Source organism: Mesobacillus sp. ABV4_180 (genome assembly GCF_056158485.1).
The window spans coordinates 3,287,380-3,304,073 of the sequence record NZ_JBSWTJ010000001.1 but is presented as its reverse complement, the minus strand read 5'-3'; the positions used below and the strand labels follow the sequence as shown (position 1 = coordinate 3,304,073).

At 42.2% G+C, this 16,694-nt stretch carries 15 protein-coding genes; 12 read left to right on the top strand and 3 right to left on the bottom strand.

Annotation, left to right across the window (positions count from 1 at the left end; genetic code table 11):
• The first annotated feature begins 141 nt into the window (after window positions 1–141).
• The 5 genes from ACXAEA_RS16945 to ACXAEA_RS16925 all read left to right on the top strand — a co-directional run bounded on the left by ACXAEA_RS16945 (window position 142) and on the right by ACXAEA_RS16925 (window position 4,638).
• Window positions 142–669: an RNA polymerase sigma factor gene (locus ACXAEA_RS16945; protein ID WP_475097039.1), complete on the top strand. Its 528-nt coding sequence runs from the start codon at window positions 142–144 to the stop codon at window positions 667–669.
• Window positions 653–1,270: a hypothetical protein gene (locus ACXAEA_RS16940; protein ID WP_475097038.1), complete on the top strand. Its 618-nt coding sequence runs from the start codon at window positions 653–655 to the stop codon at window positions 1,268–1,270. The genes ACXAEA_RS16945 and ACXAEA_RS16940 overlap by 17 nt, the downstream gene beginning before the upstream one ends.
• A 106-nt stretch (window positions 1,271–1,376) precedes the next feature.
• Entirely contained in the window at window positions 1,377–2,669 is a 1,293-nt protein-coding gene (locus tag ACXAEA_RS16935; RefSeq protein ID WP_475097037.1) for an ABC transporter substrate-binding protein, read from the top strand.
• A gap of 107 nt (window positions 2,670–2,776) precedes the next feature.
• Window positions 2,777–3,772, top strand: a complete 996-nt coding sequence (locus tag ACXAEA_RS16930) for a carbohydrate ABC transporter permease (protein ID WP_475097036.1) — start codon at window positions 2,777–2,779, stop codon at window positions 3,770–3,772.
• Complete coding sequence (locus ACXAEA_RS16925) at window positions 3,769–4,638, top strand: carbohydrate ABC transporter permease (RefSeq protein WP_475097035.1); 870 nt, start codon at window positions 3,769–3,771, stop codon at window positions 4,636–4,638. The genes ACXAEA_RS16930 and ACXAEA_RS16925 overlap by 4 nt, the downstream gene beginning before the upstream one ends.
• Window positions 4,639–4,683: 45 nt before the next feature.
• Here ACXAEA_RS16925 and ACXAEA_RS16920 read toward each other — a convergent pair whose 3' ends face one another.
• Both ACXAEA_RS16920 and ACXAEA_RS16915 read right to left on the bottom strand, forming a co-directional pair.
• Complete coding sequence (locus ACXAEA_RS16920; protein WP_475097034.1) at window positions 4,684–4,932, bottom strand: hypothetical protein; 249 nt, start codon at window positions 4,930–4,932, stop codon at window positions 4,684–4,686.
• A gap of 190 nt (window positions 4,933–5,122) precedes the next feature.
• A complete protein-coding gene (locus tag ACXAEA_RS16915; protein WP_475097033.1) occupies window positions 5,123–5,566 on the bottom strand; it encodes a YkvA family protein in 444 nt (147 codons plus the stop codon).
• A 284-nt stretch (window positions 5,567–5,850) separates the two neighbouring features.
• On the opposite strand from ACXAEA_RS16915, the gene treP reads away from it, so the two are divergent.
• The 5 genes from treP to ACXAEA_RS16890 all read left to right on the top strand — a co-directional run bounded on the left by treP (window position 5,851) and on the right by ACXAEA_RS16890 (window position 11,325).
• On the top strand, window positions 5,851–7,266 hold the full coding sequence (treP, locus tag ACXAEA_RS16910; protein WP_475097032.1) for a PTS system trehalose-specific EIIBC component: 1,416 nt from the start codon (window positions 5,851–5,853) through the stop codon (window positions 7,264–7,266).
• Between the two features lie 42 nt (window positions 7,267–7,308).
• Window positions 7,309–8,994, top strand: coding sequence for an alpha,alpha-phosphotrehalase (gene treC, locus ACXAEA_RS16905; RefSeq protein WP_475097031.1), 1,686 nt, complete (start codon window positions 7,309–7,311; stop codon window positions 8,992–8,994).
• Window positions 8,995–9,177: 183 nt separating this feature from the next.
• Window positions 9,178–9,591 (top strand): YugN family protein, encoded by a 414-nt coding sequence (locus tag ACXAEA_RS16900; protein ID WP_475097030.1) that lies wholly within the window; start codon window positions 9,178–9,180, stop codon window positions 9,589–9,591.
• Window positions 9,592–9,706: 115 nt separating this feature from the next.
• A complete protein-coding gene (locus ACXAEA_RS16895) occupies window positions 9,707–10,894 on the top strand; it encodes an alanyl-tRNA editing protein (protein ID WP_475097029.1) in 1,188 nt (395 codons plus the stop codon).
• Window positions 10,895–11,112: 218 nt separating this feature from the next.
• Window positions 11,113–11,325, top strand: a complete 213-nt coding sequence (locus ACXAEA_RS16890) for a hypothetical protein (protein WP_475097028.1) — start codon at window positions 11,113–11,115, stop codon at window positions 11,323–11,325.
• Window positions 11,326–11,374: 49 nt separating this feature from the next.
• Here ACXAEA_RS16890 and ACXAEA_RS16885 read toward each other — a convergent pair whose 3' ends face one another.
• On the bottom strand, window positions 11,375–12,250 hold the full coding sequence (locus tag ACXAEA_RS16885) for a metal-dependent hydrolase (protein WP_475097027.1): 876 nt from the start codon (window positions 12,248–12,250) through the stop codon (window positions 11,375–11,377).
• Between the two features lie 431 nt (window positions 12,251–12,681).
• Between ACXAEA_RS16885 and ACXAEA_RS16880 the strand changes: the two genes are divergently transcribed.
• Together ACXAEA_RS16880 and nhaC are read left to right on the top strand one after the other, a co-directional pair.
• A complete protein-coding gene (locus ACXAEA_RS16880; RefSeq protein WP_475097026.1) occupies window positions 12,682–14,256 on the top strand; it encodes a peptide chain release factor 3 in 1,575 nt (524 codons plus the stop codon).
• Window positions 14,257–15,122: 866 nt separating this feature from the next.
• Window positions 15,123–16,520 (top strand): Na+/H+ antiporter NhaC, encoded by a 1,398-nt coding sequence (gene nhaC, locus ACXAEA_RS16875; protein WP_475097025.1) that lies wholly within the window; start codon window positions 15,123–15,125, stop codon window positions 16,518–16,520.
• The last annotated feature ends 174 nt before the right edge of the window (window positions 16,521–16,694 follow it).

Here is a 16,694-nt window from a genome sequence, read left to right as displayed (position 1 = left end):
ATTAGGTTCATTAGTTAGTCATTAAGAAGGATGGAAAAACTCAGTATTCCTGTTATTTTTAAATAAAATAAAAAAATTCTGAAAATAGTGATTCTTTTTTTGATCTCATTCGTCTAACTGTTTGCAAAAGGGGGGAGAAATTTGAGCGATTATTACAGCATTCATTTCCAGAAGGTATATGAGGAATACAGTGACAAAGTTTATGGCTATCTCCTGTTATTGACCGGAAAGAAGGAAGTCGCGGAAGATTTGACCCAGGAAACGTTTTTAAAGGTGTACAAGCATATTCATCATTTCAATGGTGATTCACAGGTATTTACCTGGGTGGTGAAGATTGCCCGGAATGTGGCGATTGACCATTTAAGAAAGGTGAACCGGCTGCGTTTTTTTTCACTTGATAAGTATGCAATCCAGTCAGGCCAGCCATCTCCAGTTGAAATTATCGTCAAAGGCGAAAAAACCTCCATCCTTTACAAGGCTATTAAGGCATTGAAATTAAGCTACCAGGAAGTATTGATCCTAAGGAAAATCAAGGAATTTTCAATTCGGGAAACCGCGCTTATCCTTGGCTGGAGTGAAAGCAAGGTAAAGATTACGACATCCCGGGCAATGGCTGCCTTAAAAAAAGAGTTGAAGAGAAGAGGCGAATTAATTGAGGAAATCATTTGAACTAGAAGACAGCTTCAGGAGCCTGAATCATATTCCGAGATCACAAATCCAGAAACGGAGGACCTATAATGCTATATTACAGACCAGCAATCCGAAAAAAAGAGATAATTACATATTCATTCATTGGACCGGAGTATTCCTGACATTTGCTTTAGTTTTGACCTGTACCGCCTTACTATACACTGAAATCGTCAAACCCGCACAAAGCCAGCAATCAGCCATCCAGCCTGTGGCCCAAATGGCAGCTGGGAATGTCATCCTTACCTATCTGGCTAAATCCGATTCTGAAAACTATTTCAGTCTGCAGACAGACCTCTCAAGAAAAGGTGTTTCGATCATAGAAGACCCCTCCTGGAACAAGACAATCAACAGCGCACTGAAAAGTATGAAACCTGTTGGGGAAATCCCAGCAGAGAAGATGGAATATGATATTTTGATTGTTTATGAAGAAATGAAACCGGTAAAGTATAAGCTGTCAGTTATAGGGATGCATGTTTACATCAAATCTTTGAAAGATGGACAGGCATATAAAATTGACGATGAATATGCAGCACAGATCATCAACACAATAAATATTATGCAAAAACGGGTTCAATTTTAGAACCCGTTTTTTATTTTATAAATAAAATAAATGTTTACCCTTTTTAAATAAGGGGTAATAGTTTGCTTGTATTAATTATCAACTTGAATATACAGGAGGAAAGTAAATGAAGAGGGGTCTAGCATTCATTTTAGTAATATTTCTGCTGATTGGCTTGCTGGCTGGATGTTCCGGTGAGCAAAAGGCTGAGGCAGAAAAAACGAAAGACGGTAGGGTCATAGTCAATTTCTGGACCTTTTGGGGTTCAGAGACTCGACGCCCAATCATTGAAAAAATCATAGACGATTATAACAAGTCTCAAGAGAAGGTTTTCGTCAAACACACTTTCTTGCCTTGGGGTGACATTTGGACAAAGAATCTAGCTTCTGTAGCGGCTGGCAATCCAGCGGATGTCATCATCAATGATATCAATACAGTTGCCCAACGAGCAGAGAATAAGCAAGTTGAAGATTTGAGCAAATATGTTGATGATTCATTCAAGCAACAGTTTTATCCACATCTTTGGGATACTGTAGAATACGGGGACAAGACTTACGCCGTTCCTTTCAATACAGATACACGCATGCTTTTCTATAACAAAAACGCTTTCAGAGAAGCAGGACTAGATCCAAACAAACCGCCGGCTACATGGGCCGAGCTTGAGCAATATGCGAAGAAACTGGACGTGAAAAATGGCGATAACTATGAGCGTATCGGCTTTTACCCGTTATGGGGAAGCGTTGGCGCATCAAGCTGGATGACAAGTGCTGATGGCGGAAAAGGTTATATTGAAGATGGCAAGCTGGCGGTTAACACCCCGAAAAAAGTTGAAGCGTTAGAATGGATCCTTGGCTGGAAGGAACGCCTTGGGGAAAATACTGTCCAGGCATTCCAGGCAGAATTCGGCAGTGAACAGGCGAATCCATTTATCGCAGGAAAAGTGGCAATGTGGGTTGATGTAGGTACATTCTATACACAATTAAGAGACTATGGCCAGGATGTTGAATTTGGAGTTGCTCCAATCCCGGCTTATGAGAATGGTGATGGCAACTGGGCGGAAGGCGGCGGATTCGTTGCTGAAATTCCGAAAGGTGCCAAGCATCCGAAGGAAGCAATGGATTTCATTAAGTACCTGACAGGTGTCGATGCACAGAAATATTGGGCAGTTAAGAACTATGATAATGTCGCTAACATAGAAGCAGCTGAAGCAACTGTGAACGAGCTGAAAGGGCCGGATAAGATGGTGTATGAAGCTACGGTGAAGAACCTCGAGCAAACAAAAATGTTCCCGGTACCAGTTGAATATCCTGATTACCACAGCAGGATCAATCCGCAAATCGACAATGCGCTTTTAGGAAAAATTTCTCCAGAAAAGGCATTGGAACAAGCGGAGGAAGATGTAGCTAAAATGAAGAAGTAGAAATAGAGAAAGAGAAGGCGCTCTGATGCCCTTCTCTTTTTAATCGGTTATTCAGTTTTCGCAATTACCATAGAATTCTGCATATATTTAAGGGGGTTTGCGAGCATATGAAGTCTACTGATAGCACATTGGTGCACTCAAAAGCTGGGGCAAAAGTATTGCCTGGTCGAAAGGCAGCGACAGCTGCTGCAGAAAAAAAGCGTCTTAGCAGAAAAGCAAAAGATAACCTCGCTGGCTATTTATTTATATCTCCCTGGATTATTGGATTTATTGGTTTAACCCTGGGTCCATTATTATTCAGCTTGGCTGCGAGTTTTACTGATTATAATATTACATCAAAAATGAATTTCATTGGTTTGGAGAATTACAAACGGATGTTTACCATGGATGATTTATTTCGCACTTCTCTTTACAATACGATTTATTATGTTGTTTTTTCGGTCCCACTCACGACAGCTGGCGCTATTTTATTAGCTGTCCTGCTGAATCAGAAAGTTAAGGGAATGAAGTTTTTCCGCACGATCTATTACCTGCCGGCTGTGTTATCCGGTGTAGCTGTGTACTTCCTGTGGATGCAGCTATTGAGTCCTTCCACCGGACTTGTCAATACGATGCTTGGTTGGTTTGGAATTGATGGTCCTGCCTGGCTTTTCGATCCAGACTGGACAAAACCGGCCTTGCTGTTAATGAAGATGTGGAGCGTAGGCGGAGGAATGCTTCTATACCTCGCAAGCTTGCAGGGTGTATCGCCTCAAATGTATGAAGCAGCGGAAATTGAAGGAGCATCAGCGTGGCAAAAGTTTTACCATATTACTCTGCCGATGATTTCACCAATCATCTTTTTCGATATCATCACAAGTACGATTGGGTCATTCCAGATATTCCAGGAAGCATATGTCATGACGGAGAATGGAAGCGGCGGTCCGGGCAATTCACTATTATTTTATAATTTGCATATGTGGAACAACGCATTTGAAGTCTTTAATATGGGCTACGCTTCAGCTATGGCATGGCTGCTGTTCATCATCGTAATGATTTTAACTGTAGCGAATATGAAAATCGGAAAACGCTGGGTACATTATGAAGGGGGCGATGGGAAATGAGTTCAGTAACAGCACCTAGATTTTACGAAACCAAAAAGTTCAAAGAAAACGTTAAGCTTACAATCGTTACGTTGCTGCTCATTGCCGGGAGCACGCTGATCCTGATGCCTTTATGGTGGATGATTTCGACTTCCATGAAATCTCCGGCCGAAATCGCACAGTATCCTCCGACTTTTTTTCCAAAAGAATTTAACTTTAGAAACTATATCGAGGCATGGCAAACTGCTCCATTCACTCGCTGGGCATTAAATACAATCTTTATTGCTGCAGTCGGCACGATTGGGAGTGTGCTTGTCAATTCGCTCGTAGCATATGCATTCGCAAAAATAAGGTTCAAGGGAAGAAATGCACTTTTTATCATAGTCCTGTCTACGATGCTTATTCCGGGGTTTGTGACGATGGTACCGCAATACATCCTGTTTTCGAAGCTGGGCTGGGTGAACACCTATCTTCCTTTGATTGTGCCAGCATTCCTTGGCAGCGCCTTTTTCATTTTTTTGCTCCGCCAATTCATGATGGGAATTCCAAATGAATTGATTGAGGCTGCTGTTTTGGACGGAGCAGGGCACTTGCAAATCTGGTGGCATATTATGCTTCCATTGACAAAGCCAGCATTGATCACTGTGGCGATTTTTTCTTTTAATGGGGCGTGGAATGACCTGTTAGGACCACTGCTTTATATCAATGATGAAAGCATGTATACATTGCAGATTGGTCTGCAAACCTTCAAGGGGACTGTCCAGACACAATGGCATTATTTGATGGCAATGTCTGTAACTGTCCTGCTCCCGGTTGTGTTATTGTTCTTCTTTTTCCAAAGGTACTTCATCGAAGGTTCCAATCTGTCATCAGGGACAAAAGGATAAAAATGCAAAAAAGGATGCGGTGAGGCATCCTTTTTTTGTTTTTTATCAATTCGTCACAGGGCAGGTGGTGAGCCAAACTCCGGACACACATGTTCTATAGCCATTGTAGTAGGCGTAACGGGTACATTGCCAGCAGGAATAGCCCTCAATACTAACCTCGGTTTTGCTTTGGTAGTTCTCAATTTTTTTTGTGGAAGCATTTTGGTTGTTTGAAAATTTTTCAGAAGGAGAGGCAATGACAGAACCAGAGAAAACAAGCATTAGGACAAAAGTCAACATCAACAGCTTTTGCAAGATTCTTCCCCCTTTATGTGGATGTAATTCGCAGTGGCAAAAGACCTTGTAAAAATTTTCTATTAATTAAAAGTACTGAGTATTGACGTTTTTTAGAATAGGACGAAATGTCTATTCTTTGATTCGACCCATTAGGACTAGACAATAGTCCATATTTTTCCCAATAAAAATAGCCCTCTAAAAGGGCTATTTATGTTGTTTTTTGCTGCAGTGTGTTTTCTTCGATAATGACATTTTCTGCAGTATGACTATCCTTCCAAATCTTGAATTTTTCAAGGTCTGAAGCAATTTGCTTTAATACGAAGCTGATCACAGCCGCATCGTCAATGATTCCGAGTCCCGCCAAAAAGTCCGGAACTAAGTCGATTGGCGATACAAAATAAATAATAGCTGCGATGATCGTTGCGATTGAACCTGTCGGGATTTTTCGATATTCACCCCGCCGCCACGCTCCAACCAGGTCAAATAGGAGATGCAGGCTGTCCCAAATTTCTGTGAGCGAGCTTTTTTTATCAACAGCTTTTTTGCTGGCATCCTTTAATAAAATATCTGTTTTTTCGGGTCGTTTTATATATTCTTTAGCCTTTGCTTCAAAGTTCTTGTAGCCTTGTTCGATTTTCTTTGTTCCCAACATTACAAACACCCTTCCTGCATCGTTGCCTTATTTCTTATTTTTACCCTTATTATCTTTTTATCAAAACATTTCTCGCAATTTGCCAATTTTTTATCTTGTATACCAAGCACAACACGTTTCGAATTACTAAAAAAGGGAAGTTTAGTTAATGATTTTAAATTTGTTGACTTATCTTGTATATACAAGTAAAATGGATTCATAAACACATGTATATACAAGTTTTTTCGTCGTCATCACTCTTTTTTTAGATAGTAAATGAAAACGGTAACAGGAGGAGAAGAGATATGGATCGTCAAGCGGTTGAACAGATCGTACAGGCTGTCGGTGGGAAAGAAAATATCGCCGCTGCCACTCATTGTGTCACGAGGCTGCGCTTTGCCCTGAAAGATGAAGGAAAAGTAGATAAGGAAAAACTCGAGAATATCGATCTTGTAAAAGGTGCTTTTTCTGCAAATGGCCAATACCAGGTTGTCATTGGCCAAGGGCTTGTAGATAAGGTTTATACAGAAATGGTTGCGATTACAGGAATTGGTGAAGCAACTAAAGAAGAAATCAAGGATGCAGCAGCACAAAATTTGAATCCTCTGCAAAGAGCCATCAAGACACTTGCTGATATATTCATCCCAATCCTGCCAGCCATCGTAACAGCTGGTTTGTTGATGGGAATCAATAATATCCTGACAGGAAAGGATATTTTCTTTGAAGGTAAGGCATTAATTGATGTATATACAGGCTGGGCTGATTTTGCCAGCATCATCAATTTGATTGCAAATACAGCATTCGTATTCCTTCCAGGCTTGATTGGATGGAGTGCGGTAAATAAATTTGGCGGAAGCCCATTGCTAGGTATTGTGCTTGGACTTATGCTCGTCCACCCGGATCTTTTAAATGCGTGGGGCTATGGAGCTGCACAGCAGGAGGGAGAAATCCCTTCATGGAATTTATTTGGCTTATCGGTTGAAAAGGTAGGCTACCAGGGACAAGTATTGCCAGTATTGTTAGCGTCATATGTACTGGCAAAAATGGAGATTTTCCTTAGAAAACGCATCCCGGATTCAATTCAATTATTGACAGTTGCTCCTATTTCGTTACTGGTTACAGGGTTTTTAGCTTTTATCGTAATCGGGCCGATTACATTTTTGATTGGAAATGCTATTACTGATGGTGTCGTTGGAATCTTCGATGCTGTACCAGCTATTGGCGGATTGCTGTACGGAGGCATGTATGCCCCATTAGTAATTACAGGCATGCATCACACTTTCCTTGCGGTTGACTTACAATTGATTGGCACAATCGGCGGGACATTCCTATGGCCCATGCTTGCCCTTTCAAATATTGCCCAGGGTTCTGCAGCTTTTGCAATGATGTTTGCAGAAAAGAATAATGAAAAATTAAAAGGCTTATCATTGACATCTGCAATTTCAGCATGGCTCGGAATTACAGAACCAGCGATGTTCGGTGTCAATCTTCGATACAAATTTCCATTTATCGCTGCAATCATTGGATCAGCAATCGGGGGAGTCATTCTTACACTAAGAGGAGTTATGGCTACTTCAATTGGCGTAGGCGGTTTGCCAGGGTTTTTATCTATCTATACCGAATATTGGGGAACCTTCTTCATCGGGATGGGCATTGCCCTTGTCGTACCATTCGTCCTGACATTCATTATGGCTAAAACAAGAAAGAACAAAGAAGTATAGTTGCAACCAGAGAGAAATCCTGATGGAGGTGGATATATTATCATGACTGAACCCTGGTGGAAAAAGGCTGTTGTCTATCAAATTTATCCAAAGAGTTTCTATGACACAACAGGGAATGGAACAGGCGACCTTCCTGGAATTATCGCCAAGCTGGATTACTTGAAGGAACTCGGTGTGGATGTGATCTGGCTGACGCCTATTTACGATTCACCACAGAGGGATAACGGATACGATATACGGGACTATTATAAAATTTATGAAGAATACGGCTCTATGGAAGACTTCGACCGTCTTCTTGAAGAAGCCCATCTGCGCGGAATCAAGCTGATCATGGATATAGTCGTGAACCACTCATCAACTGAACACGAGTGGTTCCAGGATGCATGTAAATCAAAGGGCAGTCCTTACCGTGACTATTATATCTGGAAGAATCCAAAGGAAGATGGAAGTGCTCCTACCAATTGGGATTCAAAATTTGGCGGGAATGCATGGGAGTATGATGAGACGACAGGACAATACTATTTGCACTTGTTCGATGTTACCCAGGCTGATTTGAACTGGGAAAATGAGCAGCTCCGCAGTGATGTATACGAAATGATGCACTACTGGTTCAAAAAGGGCGTGGATGGATTCAGGCTGGATGTCATTAATCTGATCTCCAAAGATCAGGATTATCCTGATGATGATAGTTCCGTCCCTCCAGGAGACGGCCGCAAGTTTTACACCGACGGGCCGAAAATCCATGATTACCTGCAGGAAATGAATCGTGAGGTCTTTTCGAAATATGACAGCATGACAGTTGGCGAAATGTCTTCCACGACAATCGATAACTGCATTAAGTATTCTAATCCTGAACGGAACGAATTAAGCATGACGTTTAACTTTCATCATTTGAAGGTCGATTACAAAAACGGGGATAAATGGACGCTTGCCGATTTTGATTTCCTTGCATTGAAGCGTATTTTATCCTTGTGGCAGGGGGAAATGCACAAAGGAGGCGGCTGGAATGCATTGTTCTGGTGCAATCATGACCAGCCGAGGGTCGTTTCACGATATGGGAATGATAGAGAATACCATATCGAATCTGCCAAGATGCTCGGAACCGCCGTCCATATGATGCAGGGGACGCCTTATATCTATCAGGGCGAAGAAATTGGCATGACAAATCCTTATTTAGAAAAGATCGAGGACTATCGCGATGTCGAATCGTTGAATATGTTCAAGCTCAAGCGTGAAGAAGGAATGCCTGAGGATGAGATTCTTAAGATTTTACAGAGTAAATCACGTGATAATTCAAGGACACCTGTACAGTGGAATGCCGAACCACATGCTGGTTTTACAAAAGGAATTCCCTGGATTAATGTAGCTAAGAATTATCAGACGGTAAATGTTGAAACTGCATTAGCAGATGAGAACTCAGTATTTTACCATTATAAGAAACTGATTCAGCTGCGGAAGCAGTTTGACCTTATCACTTACGGCGATTACGAACTTATCCTTGAAGATCATCCGGAGATTTTTGCTTATATCAGGAATGGACAGGATGAAAAACTGCTTGTCATAAACAATTTTTATGGGAAGAATACATCGTTTGAATTGCCAGATTCCGTTGAGATTGCTGGATATCAGGCAAGGATTCTGCTGTCAAATTATGATGATTCAAGTGAGGTTGTTTCGCAAATCAATCTTCGGCCATATGAATCAGTAGTTTATCACCTTACGAAATAAGATTTTTAGTGGAGGCTGAGTATGGCCTCCGCTTTTTTGCAGTTCGCCGAAACCGAGAGAGTAATGTCTATTATGCAGTGATGAATGAAAGTTTCATATTTTACCAGTATGCTATTGGATGTTTGATGTCCATTTCGTGGTGGAAAAAGTGTATATACCAATTCAAAACGAAATGAGGTCTGAATGATGATACCAATTCAATCAAAATTAGACGGCAGTGAACTTACTGTAGGAGAGTTGAAGCAAAAGCTGGAGCCGATTGGTTTTACTGTCAATGGAAACTGGGAATATGATCATGCGTATATTGATTACAAATTGAATGATGATCATGGCGATCGTCAATATGTACGAATACCATTCAAGTCCACCGGCGGTCCTTTAGATGATGAGGGTACGGTGGTGCAAATTGGAACGCCATTTCTGCTTGATCACCAATTCCAAACAGAAGTAGATACTGAGGGGAATATTGGTGCGGTGTCGGGTTCATTTAACCAATTCAAAGAGCCTGCCAACAAGGACGCACCTTTTCCGGATGAGTATGTCGAACGTGGCAAGTCCATGATCAGCAAGGCAGAGCTTGCACTGACAGGTTTATAAAAGTTACAAGACAGCTTCCATTATGTTGGAGCTGTCTTTTTTTCGGAATATCTCCTCTTTTTTCAAATAATGCTATACTTGATAACAAAAGTTTATTCGGAGCGTGAAAAAAGCAATGGAACATAAGTTATTTTATCAAGATGCATATATGAGAAGCTTTTCTGCAGAACTTGTCAAGCAAGGGAAAGACGATTCAGGGCGTTTATATACAGTCCTTTCTCAAACCGCCTTTTATCCAACAGGGGGCGGACAACCGTTTGATACAGGAACCCTGAACGGAGTGAAGGTCGTCGATGTCGAGGAAGTTCAAGATGAAATCCGCCATTACATAGAAGGTGAAATACCAGGAACAAATACAATAGAAGGGAAAATTGACTGGGAGAGACGCTTCGACCATATGCAGCAGCATGCAGGGCAGCATATTTTATCCGCAGCGTTCGAGGAATTGTTTGGGTTTAAAACGGTCAGTTTCCACCTTGGAAGAGAAACACTTACCATTGACTTGGAAACAGATTGTCTATCAGCTGAAGAAACAGCTGCCGCGGAGAAGGTCGCTAATAATATCATTCTTGAAAATCGCCCAATCCAGACAAAGTGGGTAAATGAAGAAGAGCTAAAGCAATATCGTCTAAGGAAAGAACTTTCCGTTTCTGAAAATATCAGGCTCATCATCATTCCTGATTACGACTACAACGGCTGCGGCGGTACGCATCCGGAAAGTACTGGCCAGGTGGGCTCTTTAAAAATTCTAGGCTGGGAGAAACAGAAAAAGAAAGTTCGTGTCGAGTTTGTGTGCGGTCAAAGGGTACTACAGCAGCTTGGCCAAAAGCAAGAAGTGCTACAGCAGCTCACATCCTTGCTGAATGCGCCTGAACAAAGAATGATCGATGCCGTAACAAGAATGCTTGAGCAAAGGAAGGACTTAGAAAAATTAATCGAAGAAACGAAGGATCAGATTTTGAAACACGAGGCTGCTGATATCATTTCATCAGATCCAGGAAAGATTGTGGGTAAAGTATTTCAGAACAGAAGCATGCAGGAGCTGCAGAAACTGGCCAGATTGCTGGCAGTGGAAGCTGAAAATAAAATCTTCATGCTTGCTGCTGAAAATGAGGACAAGCTGCAATTCGTGTTTGCCCGTGGGAAAGATGCTGAGGGTAATTTGAAACAATGGTCAAAGCATGCCCAGCAAATCATTGATGGCAAGGGCGGAGGAAATGAAACACTCGTACAGGGTGGAGGCAAGTTCATGCCAGGCGATGAATTCATTCGACAGGTGCTTGAAAGTGTTGGTGAAGTTTAAACTTTTTTAGTTTTTCAGGTAAGAAGGTTTTAGGTCATTCGAAGTGATTTTGTGTGAAATAGATTGGATTGAACAGAATTTATTGGCGGATTTCTTAAATCTCGGACTTTAAGCCTAATTATCACAGTGAAATTGGTTATGGATGAAAGTTTTACCATTTAAAAATAGGTTTAACTCCCTCATAATGGAATTCAACCAGAGAAATAGGGGGAATCAGAATGTATGAAGTTGAAAAAGGATCTGTAGAAGAAGCAATCATGATCCTGCAAAATCTCGGTCTGAAAGTGAATGAATACGAGAAAACGAATTCAATGATTCCAGTAGATAAATATAAAGAGTTATTGGAATTCACGATTGCCGTTGCCAGGAAGACGAGTGAAATTACCGAAACGATTGATGAAATGATGGAAGATATAGAAGCAAGCATGTAAATAAATTATTAGAGCAGCCCGGCGTGCAGTTCAGCTTCGGGCTGCTCTTTTATTTAGTCTGAGTTTTATCAATGTATTCAAACAAAAAGGATTGCCCATTGCGGTAAAAGCGGGGGTCATAGACTCCGAGTTTCTCGCCATCATCGACTATGACGACAAATGGCGACCATTCATAAAGCGTCTTTGCTTCTGGTCTCTCAGAAAATAGTCCATTTAGGTTTGCATTCTCAGCGGAAGTAAGCTCATATTGAAGCTTCCTGTCTGTGAACAAGTTGTCTTGAAAAATCGCTACGTCGCTATCATTCTTTGTAATAACCGTATATGTCCAGGGAATGAAACCTGCCGAAAGGGCAATTTGTTCATAATCGTTTTCATACTGATTATAGATCATCCAGCCCTGGACACTTTGGACGATCATGTGCAGCGCGATGAAGGCCCAGGCAAATTTAAAGTAGTAAGGACTTTTCGGTTTATTTTTTCTTGAAGCAATAAATGCCGTACCGATAATGATCCAGAATACAAAATCGATGATGGGAATTGTGCCGAATGTGATTCTTATGCTGGAAAAAGGTTCGAGATATCCAGTTCCCCAGGCATTGAACAGATCGCTCGTATTATGGATCATGACAGCCAGCCATCCGAGGAAAAAGAGTTTTAAATCTTTCACTCTATATAGAAGAAAAGCTAGTAAAACAAATAACAGTGCCCATATCGGCGTCAGAAACACAGAATGGGTAATTCCGCGATGCCACATCTGGTAGAGTCCTTCATTGTCCCAGAATCGGGAAATGATATCGATATCTGGAATCTGGCTTGCCCCAACAGCTGTCAGCAAATAGGCACGTTTTTGCATTTTCTCCATATTTTTTTTATCAACGGCGCCATATAAGGCTAAACCGAATAAAGTATGGGTAATTGAATCCACTTCTGCACCTCCTGAAATTTTATTATAATCCTTCCAGAGAAATTTTTAAAAGTTCTGATATGCAATTGCAGGATTGCAAACTGTCCTCCATAAAGATAAGATTAATTTTATAGCATTAGAAAGATAAAATTTTCACTTCGAGAATTGTCCAGCTCCAGCGCCTAGCCCCTCGAGACGTATGTCTAGCTGCGGCTCCTAACTCCTCGAGACGCTTCGGTCCTGCCAATGAAGTCAAAGAACGACTTCACTGTCAGGCCCTCCAGCGCTTGTCGGAGTTGGACAGTCGCCTCCGCTTTTCGTTTTCGGTCCGTCCAATGAAGTCAAAGAGCGACTTCACCGGCCGGCCCTCCAACGCTTGTCGGGGCTGACCAAGGCGCTTGCGCTTTTCTTTTGAGGAATTTTGCCTTTAAACAGAAAGGAAACATTTAATCATGAAAAAATTAAAAGATGAAGTATTATCACGCAGAACCTTTGCGATTATTTCCCACCCGGATGCGGGTAAAACAACGCTTACGGAAAAGCTGTTGTTATTCGGTGGCGCCATCCGTGACGCTGGTACAGTAAAAGCGAAAAAGACAGGAAAGTTTGCGACGAGCGACTGGATGGAAATTGAGAAGCAGCGTGGAATTTCCGTGACATCCAGTGTCATGCAGTTTGACTATGACGGCTTCAAGGTTAACATCCTTGATACTCCCGGCCACCAGGATTTCTCTGAGGATACGTATAGAACGTTAACTGCGGTCGACAGTGCCGTGATGATCATAGACTCTGCGAAAGGGATCGAGGATCAGACTCTCAAGCTATTCAAGGTTTGCCGCATGAGAGGCATCCCGATTTTTACTTTTATCAATAAGCTTGACCGACAGGGGAAAATGCCTCTTGAATTGCTGGCTGAGTTGGAAGAGGTTCTCGGTATCGAATCCTACCCTATGAACTGGCCAATTGGTATGGGCAAGGAATTCCTGGGGATATATGACCGTTTCAACAACCGGGTTGAACAGTTCCGCGTTGATGAAGACAAGCGATTTGTTTCGCTGAATGAAGATGGGGAAATCAATGGGGACCATCCATTAAAAGATTCTTCATTATATGACCAGACTTTAGAGGAAATCATGTTGTTAGATGAGGCAGGAAATGAATTCTCCAAAGAGCGGATTGCAGACGGTACGTTGACACCGGTATTCTTCGGAAGTGCATTGACAAACTTCGGAGTCCAGACCTTCCTGGATTCTTATCTGCAATTTGCACCGCCTCCACAGCCTAGGAATTCGACTGCAGGAGAAATCGAACCATTGTCAGAAGATTTTTCAGGTTTTATCTTTAAGATTCAGGCGAACATGAACCCTGCTCACCGCGACAGGATTGCCTTCCTGCGCATTTGCTCAGGCAAATTTGAGCGTGGGATGACCGTTCAGTTAAGCCGTACAGGAAAATCAATGAAGCTTGCACAGTCAACCCAGTTCATGGCTGATGACCGCAGTACCGTTGAGGAAGCTGTTGCAGGTGACATCATCGGACTTTACGATCCGGGCACATATCAGATTGGTGATACGATCGTTTCAGGAAAGGAAGCTTTCCAATACGAAAAACTTCCACAGTTTACACCTGAACTCTTTGTCCGTGTGTCTGCAAAGAACGTCATGAAGCAAAAACACTTCCATAAGGGAATCCAGCAGCTTGTCCAGGAAGGTGCCATCCAGCTCTTCAAGACATTGAAGACAGAGGATTATTTACTTGGTGCTGTCGGACAGCTTCAGTTTGAAGTCTTCGAGGCAAGGATGCGCAATGAATATAATGTTGAAGTGCTGATGGAAAGACAGGGATCCAAGATCGCACGCTGGATTGAAGGCGATGAAGTCAATGAAAATCTGTCTAGCTCTAGAAGCCTGCTAGTGAACGACCGCTTCGACAAAAAGGCATTCCTTTTCGAAAATGAATTTGCACTAAGATGGTTCCAGGATAAGAATCCTGAAGTAAAACTGTATAATCCTATGGATGTTTCTTAAAGAATTGAGCCGGCATGGAAATGTCGGCTCTATTTTTATGAGCATTTATCGGACCATTTTTTTTGGAGGAGGGCTTCAGTTCTTCTACGTCCGAATTCCTTGAGGGTTGGTAATTTCGGTCGGAGCTTCGGATGTTTAGCGCCCGAAATCCAGGGGAGATAGTAATTTCGGTCGGAGCTTCGGATGTTTAGCGCCCGAAATCCAGGGGAGATAGAAATTTCGGTCGCAGCTTTGGATGTTCTACGCCCGAAATCCAGGGGAGTTGGTAATTTCGGTCGGAGCTTCGGATGTTTAGCGCCCGAAATCCAGGGGAGATAGAAATTTCGGTCGCAGCTTTGGATGTTCTACGCCCGAAATCCAGGGGAGTTGGTAATTTCGGTCGGAGCTTTGGATGTTCAGCACCCGAAAACCTGGAGAGTTAGTAATCTCGGTCGGAGCTTTGGATGTTCAGCACCAACATCCTGATGAGTTCTCATTTCCAGGGGTCCCCTTGTTTTCAAGCCATAATATTCTACGTAAATTAGTAATCTGAAAAACATGCCAGCAATTATTTTCTTGACTTTCCCTAATGTTAATACTATATTAATATTATTCTATGACGCTTTTGTGCATAAAAGCGTTTAAGTGAAAAAGTCATATAATAAGTGTCGACAGAACATAGTAGAATCGCCATGGGCAGCAAAGAGAGACTGGATGGCAGCTGAAAATTCAGGCAGTGGCAGATTCGAAGTACACCTGTTGCATCAGGCACTTTTAATGAAGTGGGCAGACAATGTTGTTTGCCAATTAGGGTGGTACCGCGGAGCTCCTTCGTCCCTAAAAACGCAGGAGATTTTTGTATTTCACAACTAATTGGAGGGAACAACATGTTTAATCAAAATTCAGCACTCACCCTGAAAACTTCTGAAGCTGCAGTTGTAATATTACTGCTATTGTCAGCTATCAGTTATGGAATGATACAGCTGGAATTAGTTCCGCATATTCCGGTTCTATTAGGAATCGCAGGTTTAATAGTTTACGGATTGTTGAAAAAAGTGCAGATGGCAGAGCTCGAAAATGGAATGATAGAGGGAGCAAAATCTGGCCTGGGGGCTGTCATGATTTTCTTCTTCATCGGGATGCTGGTAAGCAGCTGGATCGCTGGGGGTACAATCCCTACATTAATCTACCTGGCATTTGAGCTCGTGACGGAGAAATGGTTTTATGCCATTGTTTTTATCGTCACTTCCGCAGTTGGATTGAGCATTGGCAGTTCATTGACTACCTCGGCAGTGATTGGCGCAGCATTTATCGCGGTAAGTGAGACATTGGGATTGTCTTCTGCGATTACAGCTGGAGCAGTGGTCTCCGGCGCATTCCTCGGGGATAAAATGTCGCCGCTTTCGGATACAACTGTGCTTGCATCTTCAACGGTGAAGGTGGATTTGTTTGAACATATTAAAAATATGTCCTGGACAACGATTCCGGCATTCTTTATATCGCTTGTATTATTTGCAGGTATGTCACCAGAGTTAAGCTCAGCTGAATTCGCTAAGCTCGAAGATCTTCAGCAAGTTCTTACAGGCATGAATCTCGTACATTGGTATTCACTTCTTCCATTAGCCATCATTGCTATACTTGCAGTTAAAAAAGTGTCTTCTCTTTTGACTTTGGGTGCAGGGACATTTTCGGCTTTGGCCATTAGCCTGATGATTACAGAGAAGGCTGAATGGAGCAAGCTTCCAGGTATTTTATACTCAGGCTATGTTTCAGAAAGCGGTAATGAACAACTGGATTCCCTATTGTCGCGAGGTGGCATTGAGAGCATGTTATTCTCAGTTTCGCTTGTAATGCTTGCTTTAAGCATGGGTGGTTTGTTGTTTAAACTAGGAGTGCTCCCATCCTTATTACAGGGCCTTGCAAGTAACCTGAAAAAAGTACCGGTATTGATTGGATCTGCTGCTCTTTCCGCAATAGGCATCAACTTCCTGATTGGGGAACAGTACCTTTCCATCCTGCTGACAGGCAATACATTTGCTGGACATTTTGAAAAAGCAGGTCTGCATCCGAAAAATCTTTCACGGGTGCTTGAGGATGCAGGCACGGTCGTCAACCCGCTTGTACCATGGAGTGTATGCGGAGTGTTCCTGAGCGGCGTTCTTGGAGTCAGCACCCTAGAGTACCTCCCCTTCGCATTCTTTTGCCTGCTTTCACCAGTGTTGACACTCGCCGCAGGATTCACAGGAATCACCATATCAACGACAGGAAGAAAAGCGGTGGCTTAAGCTGCCGCTTTTTTTTGTTTGTAAAAATCTAAAACTTCTTCAATAAACGTCTCAAGGTTTCATTAAGTCTTCAATTGATTTAAAATGAATTGTATGGTCAAAATGAGTGTTGCACATTATGCCCACACTGTTTAGTTGAATTATGCTCGATGTTTCACTATATTGAGATTGGAA